The 17,129-nt window shown below is 71.2% G+C and carries 16 protein-coding genes; 8 read left to right on the top strand and 8 right to left on the bottom strand.

Going from position 1 to position 17,129, the window contains the following annotated elements:
* Positions 1–3,951: 3,951 nt before the first annotated feature.
* On the bottom strand, positions 3,952–5,355 hold the full coding sequence (locus tag DJ82_RS13335) for an MFS transporter (protein WP_241881525.1): 1,404 nt from the start codon (positions 5,353–5,355) through the stop codon (positions 3,952–3,954).
* 505 nt (positions 5,356–5,860) lie between these two features.
* Between DJ82_RS13335 and DJ82_RS13330 the strand changes: the two genes are divergently transcribed.
* Both DJ82_RS13330 and DJ82_RS13325 read left to right on the top strand, forming a co-directional pair.
* Complete coding sequence (locus DJ82_RS13330) at positions 5,861–6,454, top strand: universal stress protein (RefSeq protein ID WP_094582038.1); 594 nt, start codon at positions 5,861–5,863, stop codon at positions 6,452–6,454.
* Positions 6,455–6,556: 102 nt separating this feature from the next.
* Positions 6,557–7,594, top strand: coding sequence for an NAD(P)/FAD-dependent oxidoreductase (locus DJ82_RS13325; protein WP_094582037.1), 1,038 nt, complete (start codon positions 6,557–6,559; stop codon positions 7,592–7,594).
* 51 nt (positions 7,595–7,645) lie between these two features.
* On the opposite strand, the gene DJ82_RS13320 is transcribed toward DJ82_RS13325, so the two are convergent.
* Positions 7,646–7,915 (bottom strand): hypothetical protein, encoded by a 270-nt coding sequence (locus DJ82_RS13320; RefSeq protein WP_176451049.1) that lies wholly within the window; start codon positions 7,913–7,915, stop codon positions 7,646–7,648.
* A gap of 263 nt (positions 7,916–8,178) precedes the next feature.
* Here DJ82_RS13320 and DJ82_RS13315 point away from each other — a divergent pair, with 263 nt between their 5' ends.
* The 5 genes from DJ82_RS13315 to DJ82_RS13295 all read left to right on the top strand — a co-directional run bounded on the left by DJ82_RS13315 (position 8,179) and on the right by DJ82_RS13295 (position 11,360).
* Positions 8,179–8,583, top strand: coding sequence for an abortive infection protein (locus tag DJ82_RS13315; RefSeq protein WP_094523926.1), 405 nt, complete (start codon positions 8,179–8,181; stop codon positions 8,581–8,583).
* A gap of 130 nt (positions 8,584–8,713) precedes the next feature.
* Complete coding sequence (locus DJ82_RS13310; RefSeq protein WP_094523925.1) at positions 8,714–9,016, top strand: hypothetical protein; 303 nt, start codon at positions 8,714–8,716, stop codon at positions 9,014–9,016.
* A 72-nt stretch (positions 9,017–9,088) separates the two neighbouring features.
* Positions 9,089–10,009: a Dam family site-specific DNA-(adenine-N6)-methyltransferase gene (locus DJ82_RS13305; RefSeq protein WP_094582036.1), complete on the top strand. Its 921-nt coding sequence runs from the start codon at positions 9,089–9,091 to the stop codon at positions 10,007–10,009.
* An 86-nt stretch (positions 10,010–10,095) separates the two neighbouring features.
* Positions 10,096–10,545 carry a universal stress protein gene (locus DJ82_RS13300; RefSeq protein ID WP_094526095.1) on the top strand — a complete coding sequence of 150 codons (450 nt, stop codon included), beginning with the start codon at positions 10,096–10,098 and terminating at the stop codon, positions 10,543–10,545.
* Positions 10,545–11,360, top strand: a complete 816-nt coding sequence (locus DJ82_RS13295) for a DUF63 family protein (protein WP_094582035.1) — start codon at positions 10,545–10,547, stop codon at positions 11,358–11,360. The genes DJ82_RS13300 and DJ82_RS13295 overlap by 1 nt, the downstream gene beginning before the upstream one ends.
* A 65-nt stretch (positions 11,361–11,425) precedes the next feature.
* Here DJ82_RS13295 and DJ82_RS13290 read toward each other — a convergent pair whose 3' ends face one another.
* The 5 genes from DJ82_RS13290 to DJ82_RS13270 all read right to left on the bottom strand — a co-directional run bounded on the left by DJ82_RS13290 (position 11,426) and on the right by DJ82_RS13270 (position 15,282).
* On the bottom strand, positions 11,426–11,908 hold the full coding sequence (locus tag DJ82_RS13290; protein ID WP_094557066.1) for a DUF456 domain-containing protein: 483 nt from the start codon (positions 11,906–11,908) through the stop codon (positions 11,426–11,428).
* A gap of 66 nt (positions 11,909–11,974) precedes the next feature.
* The gene (locus tag DJ82_RS13285; RefSeq protein ID WP_094582034.1) at positions 11,975–12,556 is read right to left on the bottom strand and encodes a DUF2150 family protein; all 582 of its coding nucleotides are present in this window, start codon (positions 12,554–12,556) and stop codon (positions 11,975–11,977) included.
* Between the two features lie 176 nt (positions 12,557–12,732).
* Positions 12,733–13,893 (bottom strand): SDR family oxidoreductase, encoded by a 1,161-nt coding sequence (locus DJ82_RS13280; protein WP_094582033.1) that lies wholly within the window; start codon positions 13,891–13,893, stop codon positions 12,733–12,735.
* Complete coding sequence (locus tag DJ82_RS13275; RefSeq protein WP_094582032.1) at positions 13,890–14,750, bottom strand: TatD family hydrolase; 861 nt, start codon at positions 14,748–14,750, stop codon at positions 13,890–13,892. Before DJ82_RS13275 ends, DJ82_RS13280 begins: the two co-directional genes overlap by 4 nt.
* Before the next feature lie 76 nt (positions 14,751–14,826).
* Positions 14,827–15,282 carry a YbhB/YbcL family Raf kinase inhibitor-like protein gene (locus DJ82_RS13270; protein WP_094522066.1) on the bottom strand — a complete coding sequence of 152 codons (456 nt, stop codon included), beginning with the start codon at positions 15,280–15,282 and terminating at the stop codon, positions 14,827–14,829.
* A 137-nt stretch (positions 15,283–15,419) separates the two neighbouring features.
* On the opposite strand from DJ82_RS13270, the gene DJ82_RS13265 reads away from it, so the two are divergent.
* Positions 15,420–15,938 (top strand): hypothetical protein, encoded by a 519-nt coding sequence (locus DJ82_RS13265; RefSeq protein WP_094582031.1) that lies wholly within the window; start codon positions 15,420–15,422, stop codon positions 15,936–15,938.
* A gap of 70 nt (positions 15,939–16,008) precedes the next feature.
* On the opposite strand, the gene DJ82_RS13260 is transcribed toward DJ82_RS13265, so the two are convergent.
* Positions 16,009–17,064: a succinylglutamate desuccinylase/aspartoacylase family protein gene (locus tag DJ82_RS13260; RefSeq protein WP_094582030.1), complete on the bottom strand. Its 1,056-nt coding sequence runs from the start codon at positions 17,062–17,064 to the stop codon at positions 16,009–16,011.
* Between the last annotated feature and the right edge of the window lie 65 nt (positions 17,065–17,129).

Genomic DNA, 17,129 nt, shown 5'->3' with positions numbered 1-17,129 from the left:
GCGACGGACGCCGGTGCGCCCGCGCTCCAGGAAGCCTCACACACGACAACGAGCCTTCTACCCAGGCGTTATCGAACGATCCGCCGACCGGCGCGGATCGGGTCCACCAAAACCTGGCGGACACACCCTCGTCGTCACAGACCGGCAGACACAAACACAACGCAACCACCCACCGCCCGGACACACACAGATGGCGTACGACCCGCCCCACCTCTCGTCCCATCTACGCCAAGCCCGGCCATCTGGTAAACCGAACGCACACGCGTCGAGACAGCCCGAAGCGCCTCGCTAGCCACCACTCCACCTCTGCCACCCGACGCATTAAACCCCATCCCGGGTCCCCTTCGTCATCGCCGGCGCGAGCGACCGCAGAGCGCACAGCAACTGGTCGACGCTCCAACCACCAACCCACCTGTACACGGACCCGACGACGCACTCGACTGAGCTGACCCCACCCCACTCCTACACGCCTACGCGCAAACCACGACGACCGCCACTATGGCTCGACCATACGCTACGTCGAGCGGAACCCCGACAGGTCGCCGCCCGCAAGTCTCCGCAGACCCCACGTAATCCCACCACCGAGAGTCGCGCGAGCCAAACCAGACCCAACCGGACCTCCCGACTCCACCAGTATCCGGCGCCGCGACGCCCCCTCCACTGCATCCTGGCAGACCGATGCGGACAAACCAGGCTCCACAACCGATCCCTATCCATCCCACAGAGAGACCAGAGAAGGACATCGGCATGGAACAGACAAAAAACACACACACAACAACAACACACACACATCGACGAACAGAGCCGACAGACAACATTCAACAACCGCACACACACCAGTCAACTCCCGACGCAGAACTCGTGTACGCCGAACGCCCGAAAAGGGCGGACGATGTCAGCGCGGGCCAGCTCCCGATCCGGCGGGTCGACGCCGAAGCCGGTCCGCGACCGCGTCTTCGACGGATCGGCCCGCGAGTGGCGAGTGGGCTGGGCGAGCCGTTCGGCCGCTCGACCGTGTGAGGTTCGTCCGTGAAAGAGAAAGCCGCACGCGATCCGACCCGGAAGGTCCTCTCCGACGGCCAACCAGCGCGTATCGACCGACCCGACCCCACTACGTGGCCCGTCGACTACGCGGCCCCCTACCGCGCGCCGATCGCCGAGCGCCTCGAACGCGGGGTCGCGGGGACGAGATCCGGTTCGACCCGCCTTCCACCGCGAACTCCAGCGCGACGTCGCGACCGGGCGGCCGACCCGGCTCGTGCCGACTCGCGGCGTGCGGTGGCGGAGCGCGACGCCCGCCGACGCTCGACGCCTCGGGCTCGCCGGCCCGCGCGACCTCCGCACTGGGACCGTAGGATGGCGGCCGACTCCTGCGGCGCGCTTCCTGTTCGACCCGGGGCTCGACCGTTCCGGACCTCGTCTTCCCCCCGCCTTCGACGACGCCGACATCTCGAGTCGTACTACCCGAACGACTGGGTGCTCGCGCGGCTACGGCCGAGACCCGCTGTTCGGCCCACCGCTCGCGCGAGGCGACGATGGTCGCGGCGCTCCGGCGCCTCGACCGAGATCGACTAGGCGGTGGAGACACGGCGAACCGGAACACGACGGCGGCGGATCGCGCACCCGCTCCGGCGGCGAGGCGCCGTTCCTGGGGAACGTAACCCAAAGCTCCCGCCGACCGGCTCGCACGGCACCGTGAATGAACTACCGCGTCACACGCGGTCGGGTCGGCTGGCGGATGGTGGTTCGCCCGCGAGGGCGCCACGGCGGTGCTCCCCGGCGGCAACTCGGCGACTATTCCTCCGAGCACTACGGGCGACCGTTCCGCGAGCTGCTGGCACGAACAGGAAGCCGATTCCTCACCCCGACAGGCGAGGCGGCGAGACGGTCTCGTTCAGGAAGTGAGTCCGTCGTGAGCGACCGCCTCGGCCGAGTCGGCCGGTCGCCGTCGCCGCTCGCACCCGATTCCGGGCGAGCCCTCGGCTCCGCATCGTCCCGTGCGGGCGCGGTCGCCCTCGCCTCGGCGCTGGCGTCGTCCACTGTCGGGCTCGCGCGGCGCGTCGCACGCATCGCTCGTCCGCGCCACGTTCCCGACGGGCGTCGCGTACGCGCTCAGGGGCGGCCTGCTGGCGCTCGGCGCGTTCGACGTCCGCTCGCGCCGGCGGCCGGGCACTGCCCGAGATGCGGCCCTGATCTAGTCCCCGCGCAGCCGCGCTCGGCCCTGCCCCTGCTCGGGTGCTGGCGAGGAGGAATTATTTAAAAAGCCGCGCCTCGGGAGCGCTATTGAGCGCTCGGGAGCGCTCTACGGCGCCGGATACCCCTCATATAGAGCGTTTACGAGGACGACTCGCGAGGCGGCGGTATGACAGCGACTGACGATGCATGTGGCGGGTCCGCGCCGCCCTGGAGACGCGCGGGAAGCGCTCCGGATCGAGCGCGCCGCGGATCGACGAGCGCGAGCGTTTCGGACGTTCCGCGGCCGGATCGAATCGGTCTCGACGAGGCGACCCCTCACCCGTCGGATCGTCAGCGGCCGGCCGGTCGGGGGGTCAGCGGGCCCCGCGAGCGGTCGGCGCCGCGGCCGACCGCGGCGCCGGCGTCGGCGGGACGCCCGGATCCGGTCTCGCGGCCCGTCAGGGACGCGTACGCGAGACGGTGGGATGTCGGCACGCACATACGAGGAGGAGTACACGACACCTACGAGCCGGAGCGTCGCCGCGATTCAGTCCCGAACTGGCGTACGCGCTCACGCGCGGAGCGCGGGTACCACCCCCGATACGAGCCGGCCCTGATCGACCGCGCGAATCGCGATCGAGGGAGCGCGACCGGCCGTGGAGCGGCTCGAGGTCGAGCCGACTCGCTCGACGAGCGGGTCGCGCCTCGCGCGTCCTTCGGGAGAATCGCGTCGCTCGACGCGGCCGATCCGGACGGCGGTCGGCGCGCTCACCGTGTCGCGCTCGCGCCGGCGCTCAGTCCGAGGACTGCGACCGGATCGCGGCCGCGCCGCCAGCGCGTGATCCGGAGCACGGCGCGACTCCGCCTCGGCGACGACGTCGCCGACCCTCCCGACGTACCTCTACCAGGTCGGCGGCGCGACGATCCCGTCCATCGTCGCAGGTCGGGTCGATCGGACCGACTCGACGAACCTCACGCGCCCGGATCGAGCGGGCGATAGCGCGCGTCGTGACCGGAGAGCATTTAAAAGTGCGAGCCTCTGGACGCGGACCGCGGCGCCGGCCGGCCCTCGCTGGGGCTCCCGCCGGCGACGGCTCTTTGCTCCCCGCCGGCGACCGGCTCTTTGGCTCCCGCCGGAGACGGCCTCTTTGCTCCCGCCGGCGACGGCCTCTTTGCTCGAAAGGCCCCGATCACGACATCCAGTGACAACCGGTCAACTCTCCGACCAGCGAACGGCTGAACGCGACGACCGATCCGACTAGACGTTTATCAGAGCCGCGTTCGTCACCCACGCGAGACGCGTTCCTCGACCGGCTGACGCGCTGTACGGCGAAACTGCTCGAGCCGGCGACCCAGCGTCCCTCGACGCGATGCAGCCTGGTGTCGCACCTCCCGCCGACCGAGTTCCACCCGTCGTCCGGCAACGGCCTCAACGAGGCGGCTCGCCGCGAACGACCGGCTCAGGTGTCCGTACCGAGACTCATACGGCCGACCCGACGCTCCGTTCGACGACGGCGCCTTCGACGCCCGTCTGCGTCCCTGTCCGTCGTACCTCCAGTACCCGGGCGACGTGTTCGCAGAGTTCGCGCCGTCCTCCACCCGCGGCGTCACTCAAGTCGTGAGCTGCTCGAACCGGATGTTCCCGTGACGAGCAGTCCGGCGTGGCGGGCCCGCCCTCGATGGACGAGCGCGCCGACCTGTCGTCGAGCGTTACTTTTAAAAGCGGGCGGACCCGGTGAAGAATCGGATCGCGGAGAAGCCCGGGACCGACCCCTTCTACGGCGTAGTCGGGACGTGAACCGCCGGGCGGCGACTGATTCGACGACCTGCGCCCCGCGTCAGTCGCGCGTCCGTCCGCCATCGGGACTCCAGTCCGGGCCGCTCGCGGGCGAGGAGGAGCGCCGCCAGTCCGGCGGCGACCGCCAGGCCGCCGCCGAGCGCGAACGTGGGGACCCAGCCGAACGCGGCGACGAGGTAGCCGGTGACGGTCCCGGCGAAGACGCCGCCGCCGACCTTCGCGGTGTAGAGGACGGCGTAGTTCCCGGAGGAGTTCCGGGCGCCGTAGTAGTCGGCGATGACCGACGGGAAGTAGACGAACAGCGGCGAGGAGAAGAACATCGCCGCCATCACCAGCGCGACGAAAGCGATGCCGGCCTCGGCGCGCCCGGCGGCGATCAGCGCGAGCCGGAACACCCCGGCGAGCACGAAGGAGACGGCCATCACCTTCTTCCGGTCGAAGCGGTCCGACGCCTCGCCGACGATCATCCGCGAGACGCCGGCGGCGACGGGCAGCAGGGTCGCCGCCGCGGTCGCGACGACCGCCGCCAGCCCGAACTGCTCGGCGAACCGCACGACGTTGGCGATGACGATCAGGTCCGCGCCGGCCATCGCGACGAACATCGCGTACAGCAGCCAGAACTGCCACGTCGACAGCATCTCTCGGGTCGTGTACGCGCGACCGCGGAGCGAGGCCGCGAGTCCGTCGCCGTTCCCGTCCTCGTCGTCGTCCAGTCCGAGCCAGTCGTCCGGCGGGTCCCGCAGGAGGTACGCGCCGACGAGGGTGACGACGAGGATGGCGAGCCCGACGTTCCGGAGCACGTCGCCGTACGCCGCGACGGTGGCGTTCGCGCGCACGTACGGCACCACGAGGGCGCTCCCCCCCGCGAACGCCATCGTGCCGATACCGGTCGTGAGTCCCGTGCGGTCCGGGAACCACTTGACGGCGGTGTTCACCGCGACCGTGTACACGATCCCCACGCCGACCGCGCCGAGCGAGTACAGCAGGTACAGCTGCCAGACGGCCGTCGCGTACGCCAGCCCGATGTACCCGCCCCCGGCCAGCAGCGCCGCGAGGAAGGTGAGCGCGCCCGGCCCGCGGCTGTCCCGCCACTTTCCGGCGGGGAACTGCGAGAGTGACTGGAAGACGACATAAAAGGAGAACACCGCGCCGAGCGCCGGCAACGCGATGTCGAGGCCCTGGGCGAGCGGCTGCTCGATCGACGACCAGACGTACTGGTACGGGCTCACGGCGGCCATCATCCCCGCGGCGGCGACGATCTGCCACCAGCGGGAGAACCCGAGGATCGACGACGCCCGGCCGGCGTAGTCGACCTCGCCCGTCGCCTCGTCGACAGCGGGGTCGTCGCCGACGGGATCGGCCGGGGCGTCGCGTCTCGACACCGGCCCCCGTCGGCGCCCCGCCGCCCCCGTTGCCGCCGTCCTCACCCATCGTTGCTGTCCGTCGACCGCGTGGTGGTGTTCGGTGTCATGTGGTGTGCCTCGGGTCGCGCCGCGGGGCAGTCCCTCGCGACGCCTGCGCGCGTACCGGTACTGTTCGGACTGACCGATTAAAACGCGTCGTTGGAGCCGTCCTTGCCGGGTCGACTCCGGAGGGTGGTCGAGGTCGGTGCGAAGGCGTCTGAGAGCGAGGCCAGGTCCGGCGAGAGGGCGTCTCGGAGCGTATCGGGGTCCGACGCGGTGAACCGCTTCGACTCGCCGTCGGTTACTTGGACGCACGTCGAATAAATCCGGATCGATCATCGCGAATCGGGATCAACTTTGGAGTTCGTCACCGGATAGATAATGATAATCGTCTATACTGTCGAAAATTGTTAAGAGAAGGACGCTCCAAGGTGAACACGAACACGACCGGCGCCCCCGAAGGGGCGAATCCGGCACCACCATCATGTCCGCTGACATCGACACCGCCGACATCGACACCGCCGACATCGACACCGCCGACGTCGACGCCGCAGGCACCGCCGCCTCGGCCGCCACCGACGTCGACGCCGCAGGCACCGCCGCCTCGACCGCCACCGACGACCCCGCCGCTCCGACCGCCGCAGGGACTGCACGGGGAGGGTCCCTCTTCGAGCGCGTGCTCGTCGTCACCGGCGACGACGGGGCCGGCCGCGCCGCGGTCGAGGCGGGCCTCGACGTCGCGGCCGCGCACGGCGCGACCGTCGACGCCCTCTACGTCGTCGACACCACAGAGCACTGGGACGTGGTCGTCGAGCGCCGCGAGCGCACGGGCGAGGCGCTCGTCGAAGACGCCGCGGCCCGCGGCGAGGCGGCCGGCGTCGACGTCGAGAAGCGGTTCCGGTACGGGACGGCGCACGAGGAGGTGCTCGACTTCGCCGCCGCCCGCGACGCCGACCTGATCGTGGTCGGCTCCGCGCGCCGCACTGGGCTCGACCGGCTCGTCCACCCGGAGACGCTCCCCACTCGGGTCCAGCGCGGCGCCGCCGCGCCCGTGATGGTCGTCGGCGCCGACGACTGACCGCGCCCGTTCTCGCCGTTCCCCTTTTCGGCCCGATTCCCTGCGCTCCGCCCGCGGGTCCGCGAGACGACGGGTTAAGTGACCGCGTCCCCTACAACTGTTATGACTGATATTGGTATCGTCGGCGCCGGTGCGGGCGCGGCGGCCGCGACGTTCGTCGTCGACGAAGCGGCGCCCGACGCGGACGTGACCGTGCTCGAGAAGTCCGGCGGCATCTGCGGCCGCGCGGCGACACGTCGCCACGACGACCTGACCTACGACTACGGCGCGAACTATCTGAAGTCCGACGACGAACGCGTCGTCGAACTGATGACGGAGAGGCTCGACGACGAGGGGCTCGTCGACATCACCGAGCCGGTGTACACCTTCGACGCGGACGGCGAGGTCTCGCCCGGCCGCGACGCCGACGATCACAAGTGGAGCTACCGACGCGGCCTCACCCAGATCGCCAAGCGGCTCTTCGGACGAACTGATGCGACGGTCCATCGCCGGACGCGCGTCGAGACCGTCCGACGGGCCGACGACCGCTGGGAGGTCGACGACGCCGACGGGGAGACGTGGGGCCCGTTCGACGTCCTGCTCCTCAATCCCCCGGCGCCGCAGACCGCGGAGCTGCTCCGCGACGCCGAGTGGGAGTCGCCGGTCCGCGAGGCGCTCGTCGACGCCGTGGGCGACGTGGCGTACCGGTCGGTGTGGTCCGCCGTGCTCCACTACCCGTTCGCGATCGACGTCCCCTACTACGGGCTCGTCAACACGGACAAAGAGCACCCGGTCGGCTGGATCTCACGCGAGGAGTGCAAGGCGGGGCACGTCCCGGACGGCGAGACGCTGCTGGTCGTTCAGGCGGGTCCGGAGTGGTCCGCCGAGCGCTACGACGACGACCCCGCGGCGAACGTCGCCGACCTCGCCGAGCACGCCGCCTCAGTCGTTGGCGACGAGCGGCTGGCCGACCCGGCGTGGACCGACCACCAGGGGTGGCGCTACGCGCTCCCGGAGGCGGGCGTCGACCGCGGGCCGATCGACTCCGCCCGGCGGGAGGACCTGTTCCTCCTCGGCGACTGGGTCGCCGGCGAGGGACGGATCCACGCCGCGCTCGCGAACGGGCTGGACACGGGCGAACGCGTCGTGTACGGCCTGTAGCGTCGGCGTTCGACCGAACAGTTGGAGGGGGAAAACAGCGGGGGCGACGAGTTAGCTTCGCGTGAATCGGTACTCGACCGTGCCGAGTCCGGGGAGGCTGATCGTTCGGACGGTTCCGCGGTCGACGTGGCGGGAGAGCGAGCGCCCCAGCGCGACGAGCGCGACGACGCCGGCGAGCAGCCCCGCGGAGGCGAGCGGGTAGGAGGCCACCACCAGCGGGAGCGCGACCAGCGCCAGGAACGCGAGCGAGACGACGAGGCCCCCGTTGGGCGGGCTGTCGGATCCGGCCATCACCGCTCGCGCCGTGTATCCGCCGTTCATCGGTTGCATATCTACCCGTTGGTCGCGCGGGAGTAAAAACCTTTCATATTACGTATATTTTCTGAGTATTGGTACCACGGGTCATTCGCTCAGAGCGTTTCAAACGATTGTTAACGCCGTGTAACGAGTACCATGCCACAGTTTCGTATACCTCTATCAAAACTGGAACGTTTCCCCCCGAAACGGGTCGGTCGGTGCGGCGGTGACGCTCGGTCCGCGCCCGGAACCGGAGGGTTTCTCCCGTGCGGTCCCCGCGGTTCCGTATGGTCAAATCGCCGGCCTCGCGGTCGCGCTCGAACGTCCCCTTCTGGACGACGGTCGCGGTCGCGGCGCTGTACCTGCCGGCGTCGGTCGTCGCCCGCGGGCTCACGGACCCGGAGTACGCGACCGCGGTCGGGTGGCTGCCCCGCTCGGTCGGCGCGGTCGCGGGCACGTCGCTCGGGACCCTCCTGGCGGCGGCGCTGTGGATCCCCGTCGCGGGCGGCTTCCTCTACGCGTTCGCCGCCGAACTGGCGGCGATGCGGGACCGGACCCCGTGGTCGCCGCCGGGCAAGGGGTACCTCGTCCTCGCGACCGGGTCGCTGCTGGCGCACCCGCTCACGGGGCGCCCGTTCGTGTTCCTCGTGATCGCCGGCTACACGCTGCACCGGACCCTGCGGGTGCGGTAGGTCACGGGGCCGGCTCTCCACCCTCCGAGACGGGTCTCCGGCCCGGTCTCCGTCGTTCGCCTCCCTCGCCTGTCGCCCCACCGCCCGTACTTTTATTTCGCCTCGCGTTCATCTACAGATACGAACAGCGATGTCAACGACACACGATACCTCCTCTGGTCGGCCGACGGTGCTCGACGCGGCGCAGGCGCGGCGGACGATCGCCGGGCTCTTCGACGGAACTGTCGCGACGGTCGCGGACCTCCGCGTCCGCGGCCGGTCGGACGAGATCGCCGACGAGCTCGTCGAGAGCCACCTCCCAGCGTTGGAGGAGGCCGGGTACATCGAGTGGGACCGCGAGGCCGGAACGATCGCGCCGGGGCCGAACTTCGAGGAGGCCGCCGCCCACGTCGCCGACCTCCCGAACCCCGACGTCGAGCCCGCCGACGACTGAATCCGGCGGCGAGTACCCCGACGACCGAGCCCGAGACGTTTATACGCCGCCGCGGGGGAGTCTCGACATCGCATGGCCGAGCCGATCCTGAAGTGGGCCGGCGGCAAGCGCCAGCTGCTCGACGAGCTGTACGCTCGGTTCCCGGCCTCGTACGGCCGCTACCACGAGCCGTTCGTCGGCGGCGGCCCGCTCTTCTTCGACCTGGAGCCCGATGACGCGACGATTAACGACGCGAACCCGCGGCTGATCAACTTCTACGAGCGGGTGCGCGACGAACCGGAAGCGCTGATCGAGCGGCTGGAGCCGTTCGACGACCCAGAGGCCGACCCGGACCCGTCGATCCCGTTCGCAGAGGAGACTCCACGCGGTCACGACGTGGAGTGCTACTACTACCAGCAGCGAGCGCGGTTCAACCGGCGCCCCTACGAGGGGTCGTTCGACCCGCTGGAGGAGGCCGCCCTCCTGCTGTACCTCAACCGGACCTGCTACAACGGCCTTTACCGCGAGAACGCCGACGGCGGCTTCAACGTCCCGATCGGTCGGTACGCGAATCCGGACTGGGTCCAGCGGGACCGGATCCGCCGCGCGAGCGACGTGCTCGCGGACGCGACGCTCCGCAACGGCGACTTCGCCTACGTCCTCGACGTCGCCGATCCCGGCGACCTCGTCTACTTCGACCCGCCGTACGAGCCGATGAGCGCGACCGCGAGCTTCAACGAGTACAGCGCCGAGGGGTTCGACCGCGAGGACCAGCGCCGGCTTCTCGACGTCGCGAGCGAACTGGACGAGGCGGGGGTCCGGGTCGTGGTGAGCAACAGCGGCGTGATGGAGGGGCCGTACGCCGACGCGGGGTTCCGCGTCGAGCTGGAGGACGCGACCCGCGCGATCAACAGCGACGCGGACAACCGGGACGCGGTCGACGAGATCGTCGCGACGAACGTGCCCCCGGACGAGCGGCGCGAGGCGCCGCAGCGCGAGCTCTCCGGCTTCTGAGCCCCGCTCCGCCGACGCCGTCGTCGGCTCCGGCGCGCCGACCGCATGGGGCGGGCTTTTTGAACTCCCCCGACGACGTCCCGCGTATGACCGATCTCGATATCGACCTCGTCCTCGTTCCCGTCGACGGGAGCGAGGAGTCCCACGAGGCGGTCGACTACGCGATCGCGGTCGCCGCCGAGTACGGCGCGAGCGTCCACGCCCTGTACGTGTTAGACGAGGACGTGGTCCGCGCGATCGACCACGGCGTCATCGACGAGAGCGACGTCGCCGACGACACCGAGGCGTTCACCGACTCCGTCGCGCGGCGCGCGGAGTCCGCCGGGGTGCCCCACAGCAACTCCGTCGCGGCCGGCTTCTCGACGTCGGTGAAGACGGTTCACCCCGGCAGCGTCGTCCTCGACACCGCCGAGGAGCTGGAGTCCGACTTCATCGTCGTCCCGCGCGAGCCCGTCTCCGGCGACCCGGGCGAGGTGCTGGGGAAGGCCGCCGAGTACGTCCTCCTCTACGCGAGCCAGCCGGTCCTGTCCGTCTGATGGCCGGCGCGATCCCGTTCCTCCCCGCGGGCACGACCCTCCCACCGCTCCCGTACCTCGTCGCCGTCCTGCTCGCGGCCGGCGCGGTCGGCGTCGCGCTCCGGCGGCGCCCCCCGCGAGTCACCGGGGGCCACGTGCTCGCGCTCGCGCCGTGGATGGCGCTCGGCTCCGCGGCCCACGTGCTCTACGTCGTCCACGCGCTCCCGCGCGCGCTCGCGCCGCTCGCCGGCTCCCCGACCGTCTACCTCACGGTGGGGTCGCTCGCGGGCGCGACGTGGCTCGCGCTGGCGACCGCCCAGCCCGAACGCGTCCCGACGCTCCTCGCCGCCGCGGGCGCGCTCCTCCTCGCTCCGGTCGTCGGGGCCGCGCTCGCGACCGGAGTATCCCCGGCCGGCGCGCGGTGGTCGACCGTCTCGCTGGCGGCGACCGTCCCGATCGCCGCCGCGGTCTGGGTCGGTCTGACGCGCCTGCGCCCCGAGACCGCGGTCACCGGCGCGGTCGGCGCGCTCGCGGTGTTCGGCCACGCGCGCGACGGCGTCTCGACCGCGGTGGGCACGACCCAACTCGGCTTCGGCGAACGCACGCCCGTCTCCCGGATACTCCTCGAACTCGGCGGGATCCCCCCGGTCCCGGTGCTCGGCGAGGGGTGGGTGTTCCTGCTGGTGAAGCTCGCGGTCGCGAGCGCCGTGGTCTGGCTGTTCGCGGAGTACGTTCGAGACCGCCCGTCGGAGGGATACCTCCTGCTCGGCTTCGTCGCCGCCGTCGGGCTCGGGCCGGCGGCGCACAACCTGCTGCTGTTCGCGATCGCGGCGTGAGGGGCGGGCGGCCCGAGACCGCCGGGTGACGGCGCGGCGCCTCGCGACCCCGTTCCGGGCCGCTCTCAGAGGACCGAGAGCGCGAACGCCGCGGTGACGCCGGCCAGCATGACCGCCTGTACGAAGGGGCCGGCGAAGACGCCGATCACCGCGTAGGCCGACCGCCGAACGGCGACGCGGGTCTCGCCGGGGTGCTCGTAGAGGCCGTCGAGGAAGACGGTGCCGCCCAGCCCGACGACGAGGCCGATCGGGCCCATCACGAACAGCAACACGACGCCGACCGCCGTGCCGAGGGCGATGGTCCGCGTCGACGCGCCGCCGAGCCGTCCCGAGACCATCCCCGAGACGAGCTCCACCGCGGAGGCCAGGAGCGAGACGAGGACGAGCCCGAGGAGAACGCCGAGCCCCGGCTCTGCGAAGCCGGTGGTGTACGCGTAGCCGACGACGGTCAGCGCCGCGAGGACGCCGCTCGGCACGAGCGGGAGGAACGAGCTGACCGTCCAGATCACGAGCAGGACGATCGCGATCTCGGCCGCGGGGAGCGCCATACCTCGCTAACGTCGCGCGGGTTCAAAACGGTTCATCTCGGACGGGGCCGTCGTCCGCCGCCGAGCTCAGTCCTCTTCCTCGACGACTTCCGGGTCCTCGATCGCGGACTGCAGGGAGTCGAGCCCGTTGACCCACTCGGAGACGAGACCGTACTCCAGGTCCTCGACGACGTCGATGTCGAGCGTCTCGCCGTCGATGACGCGGGTGCCGGCCTGCACGACGTAGCCGAGCGCGGCGTCGAGGTCGTCCTCGGCCTCGGCCTCGGCCGCGGCGCGAACGAACTCGGTCACGTCGCCCCCGACGACGCCGCCGACGACGTACTCCTCGGCCGCGTAGAAGACGGGGACGAGCGAGGTCTGGACGCCGTCGATCAGCATCACCTTGTCCTCGTCGTCGAAGTCGACGTCGGCGAGGACGATGTCGCGCACGCCCCGGATCTCCTCGACCGCGCGGTCCTCGTCGATGCGGTCCTCGTCGAGCGCCGCGAGCACCTTCACGACGGCGATCGCCGCGTCGTCTTGGAGGTTCAACAGGAGCCGCGCAGAGTCCTCGTTCTCGGGGTCGAGGTCCTCCTCCTCCAGCCGGTCGAGCCAGTTCTGCCAGCGGTCGTCGGTATAGAACGTTTCGACGGCGTCGTCGTCGGTCATGTGCGGTACGTCGCCCGGACTACTCAAATGCCTTTCCTATCGATCGCCGCGAGAGAGGGCGTCTCACCCGCTCGGCGGCGGGATTCGGGGGATCGGCGCTCCCGTCCCGCGTTCGGGTCGCGTCCCGGCCGCGCCAGCGGCTCGCGCTCTCTGGTGCGGAGCGCTCGACGTGCCCGTCACGTCATCGGATCGTCGCCGACCGACGGGTTCTCCCGGGCGAACGCCACGAGGCGGTCGACATACGACTCGAACGGCGGGACCGAAACTCCGGTCCCGGCCAGCGCCTCGTCCGCGTTCGGACAGCGGTAGCGGGTCGGGTGGTCGAGGTAGTCGATCGTCGCCGGCTCGACGGCGACCCCCGCGGCCGAGAGCAGGCGGGCCGCGGCCTTCGCCGCCCGCTTCGGGATCGGGACGCTCACCGTCCGGCGGTCGGCGGCGTCGCTCAGCGCCGCGACGAACGCCGGGACCGTCAGCGGGTCCGGGTCGCAGAGCTGGAACGTCTCGCCGACCGTCTCCGGTCGGGCGCTCAGCGCCGCGATCGCGTCGACGACGTAGTCGCGCGGCACGACGTTCAGTTCGGTCTCGGCCGCGCCCGGGACCGAGAACGCGACCGCGAGCCGTTTCGGCTGCGCGAAGAGCAGTCGGAGGAGGTTGTACGGCCCGTCGAGCTTGTCGGTCTCGCCGGTCTCGCTGTCGCCGACCGCTATCGCCGGGCGGTAGACGGTCGCCGGGAGCCCGTCGCCCATCCGCTCGCGCACCGCGACTTCCGCCCGGTACTTCGACGCCTCGTAGTGGTTGTTGAACGACTGGCCCTCGCGGAGGCGGTCGGCGGTGAAGACGCCGTCGTACCGGCCGCTGACGTAACACGTGCTCACGTAGTGGAGGCGGTCGACGTCGAGCCGCTCGACCGCGTCGAGGACGCGCTCGGTCCCGCGGACGTTCACGGCCTCGGCGAGGTCGGCGTCGACGCTCAGGTCGTAGACGGCCGCGAGGTGGTACAGCTCGTCGACGCCACCCAGCAGCTCCGGGTCGTCGAGCGCCGACCCGAGCCCGAGGTTCGGCTCCGTGAGGTCGCCCTCGTAGAGGTGGACGGCCGAGGCGCGGGGGTCGCTGCCGGGCACGCCGTCGTTCCCGGGCGCGTCGCCGCCGACCGCAGCGACGATCTCCCGGGCGCGCCGCTCGGCGAGGTCGCGGTACCGCGGCTGTATCAGACAGGCGACCGGGCCGTCGCCGCGGGCGAGGACCCGCTCGAGGAGCGCCGACCCGAGGAACCCGGGGAAGCCAGTGAACAGGACTTCGGGCGGCGCGGCGCGGGCGGCCGCGGCGGCGTCGCTCACGGCGTCGGTCCCTCTAGGGTCGCCTCGGTGTCGATCCCGTACACCGCCTCGGGCGTCTCGACGTGCGCGCGGCGGACCGCCTCGTCGTACCCCTCCCCTAACATCCAGCGGACGCGGCGCGGGACGGTCTTCGGGCCCATCACCATCCCCGACTTCTCGGGGTCGTCGACGAAGTCGGTCTCCATCAGGAACGGCTCGCCGGAGTCGGCGGCGCGCTCCAGCCGGTCCTTCTCGCTCATCACGCTCGGAGTCGGGCCCGCGAGTCGCCCTTCGGCGTAGTGTTTCACGACGTTCGTCGGGTCGAGTCCGGACTCCTCGGCGACGGCGGCCAGGTCGGTGAGGTCCTCGCTGGCCTCGGTGTGGAGCTGCACGGCGCAGTCGAGCGCGGCGCCGAGTTCGAACGCGCGGCGGGTGACCGCGTTCGAGGCGTCCCAGACCGCGTCGCTCACGTCGTAGTGCGGGCGGCCCGACTTCAGCGCGAGCGCCCGCCCGTCGGCGACGAACTCGCTCGCGACCTCCAGGCCGCCCTGCATGAGGTCGCGGGCCGCCTCGGGCGCGAAGCCGCGTTCGTCGACCAACCGGCTGATCAGGCCCGGATGGACGCCGAGGACGGGCCACGCGCGGCCCGGGAGGACCTCGGTCGCGGCCGCGACCGCGTCGAGCGTCTCCTCGAAGACGGGCCGGAAGTCGGCCGGCTCGTCGGGCTCGACGCCGAGGTGCCACGAGGGTTTGTTCACGACGAGCAGGTGGGTGCCGCCGAGCCGGACGAAGTCCTCGACGGCGTCGATCCCGCGCCCGTGGCGCGGGTCGAGGTGGAGGTGGTTGTCCAGCACCGGCGTGTCGAGGTCCTCGGTCATGGTCGGTGGTTCGCCCGCGACGGAATATAGGACTCGGTCGCGAGCTCGCTGCGGCTCCGACGCCCGCCGTCGCCCGTCACGGCGGATACGTCCCCTCGATCCGGGCCTTGGCGACGATCCGCCCGGTCATCGCGTCGATGAGGTCCTCCCTGTCGGCGGACGGCGGGAGGCCGATCGGCTCGTCGACCGCGTAGAGCCGGAACCGGTAGGTGTGCTCGCGGTCCGGTGGATTCGGCCCGCCGTAGCCGTGCTCGCCGAAATCGTTCTGCCCCTCGGTCGCCGCCGTCGGCGACCAGCCTTCGGGGATCGCCTCGCGACCGGGGTCGATGTCCCAGACCAGCCAGTGGTCCCACACCGTTCCCGCCGGCTCCTTCGCGTCCGGGTCGTCGACGATGAGCACGAGCGCCGCCGCTTCGTCGGGGACGCCGTCTATCCGCAGCGGCGGGTTCACGTTCCGCTCCGCGTAGCCGTACTCCTCGGGGATGCGCTCGCCGTCACCGAACGCCGTACTCGATAGTCTGAGCTCGCTCATGTGATCACCCGTCCGGATCTGGTCCGGACACGTTGCGATTGTCACGTCGACGGCAAAAGCGTTCCCGCGGATCCGCCGTTCCGACGGACGGCGAGCGCGGAAACCCTCAAGCCCGGCCCGGCCGAAGGGAGTCCCGAATGGTATCCCGCCTCGCGGCCGCCGGCCGCCTCGCGGTCGGCGTCCTCCTGATGGCGAACCCGCTGTACCTCCCCGTGGCCGTCGGCGAACCCGATCCGGCGTACACCCATACGGTGCAGCCGGTCCAAGGCGGGTCGTCGGTGGCCGATTCCGGGGTGGACGCCGAGGGGCTGAGCGACGGCGACGTCGTCGACTACGGCGACCTCACCCCCGAGGCCCGAGAGGCGTTCGACCGCGCTCGCGAGGCCGAGGGCGGGTTCGGCGTCGGGCAGCCGGACGCCCGCGTCGACTCGCTGTCGTACCCCGCTGAGCCGACGCTCGGCGACGGGCTGGTGATCGTCGACTACCGAGGCGAGCGCTACGAGTTCTGGACGCGGACCGTCGCGCGCGAGCCGGGGGCGGTGGTCGCCCAGCGGGTCCTCCTCCAGCCGGTCGCGTTCCTCGCGGGCTTCTTCGCGGTCGTCGCCGCCGTCGCGGTCGCGTACCGCGGACGGCTCGGTGGGACAACCGTGACGTGACCGCGTCGTCAGGCGGCCCAGTCCGCTGATTCAGACGGTTCAGTCCGCCGGCTCCCTCGGCTCCAACGGTTCAGTCCGCCGGCTCCGACGGCTCCGACGGCTCCGGCTGCCCCACCGGGGTCGGCGAGTCCCCGGTCTCGATCGCGCGGCGGACCGCCTCGTCGATCTCGACGAGGTGGCAGAGGGGGTTGCCGGGGTAGACGACGGGGTTCTCCAAGAGTCCGATGAGGAGTCCGGTGAAGGGGGCTTCGACCCCGACCGCGTCCTCCTTGAACGGGTTGGTGATCGTCGCTATCCGGTCGCCCTCGCGGACGAGCGACCCGCTCTCGAAGTGGGTGTCGACGATGCCGCCGGAGTCGGCGCGGAGCCACGTCTTCTCGCCCGCGCCGGCGACGATGGTCCGCCAGCCGGGCCACCGCACCGTGTCGGTCTCGAGCAGTCCGTACTCGGCGAAGACGGAGCGCACGCCGTCGAGGGCGTCGTCGATGAGCGGGCGCTGGAAGCGGTGGGCCTCGCCCATCTCGATCGTGATCGTGGGGATCTCGGCGGCCGTCGCCTCGCCGCGGAGGGTGCCGGTCGGCCCGTCGCTGTCGATGATCACCTTCGAGCCGAACGCCATCGCGAGGCGGTGCACGCCGGCGTCGGCCATGTCCGCGCGGACGTGGAGCATGTTGGTCCGGCCCCGCGTGGAGGTGTGGAAGTCGAGCCCGAAGTCGCAGGGCTCGATGAAGTTGGAGTATATCTGGTTCGCCATCCGCTTCGAGCTCGTCGAGCCGGGCTCGCCGGGGAACGAGCGGTTGAGGTCCCGGTCGTACACCGGGAGGTACCGCTGCTGTGCGATGAATCCGGGGACGTTGAGGACGGGGAGGCAGACGAGGGTGCCGCACAGCGACGAGAGGTCCCAGTCGTGTGCGACCTCGCGCACCACTTCGATCCCGTTGAGCTCGTCGCCGTGCGCGGCCGCCGTGAGGAACACCGTCGGCCCGTCGCGCTCGCCGTTGACGATCGTCACTGGGATCCGAACCGGGTCGCCGAGGTAGGTCTCGCTGATCCCGTAGCGGATGTTCTGCGTCTCGCCCGGCGGCACCGCGCCGCCGTTGTACGTGAACATCCGATCGTCGCTCATGTCACGAGGGAGCAGGGCGGGGGGTATATATATGACGACCCGGTCGCCCCGCGGCCGGACCGGCG

Origin of the sequence: Halorubrum sp. Ib24 (assembly GCF_002252745.1) — an archaeon.
Taxonomy (GTDB): Archaea; Halobacteriota; Halobacteria; order Halobacteriales; family Haloferacaceae; genus Halorubrum.
This window is presented reverse-complemented; position numbering and strand designations above follow the sequence as displayed.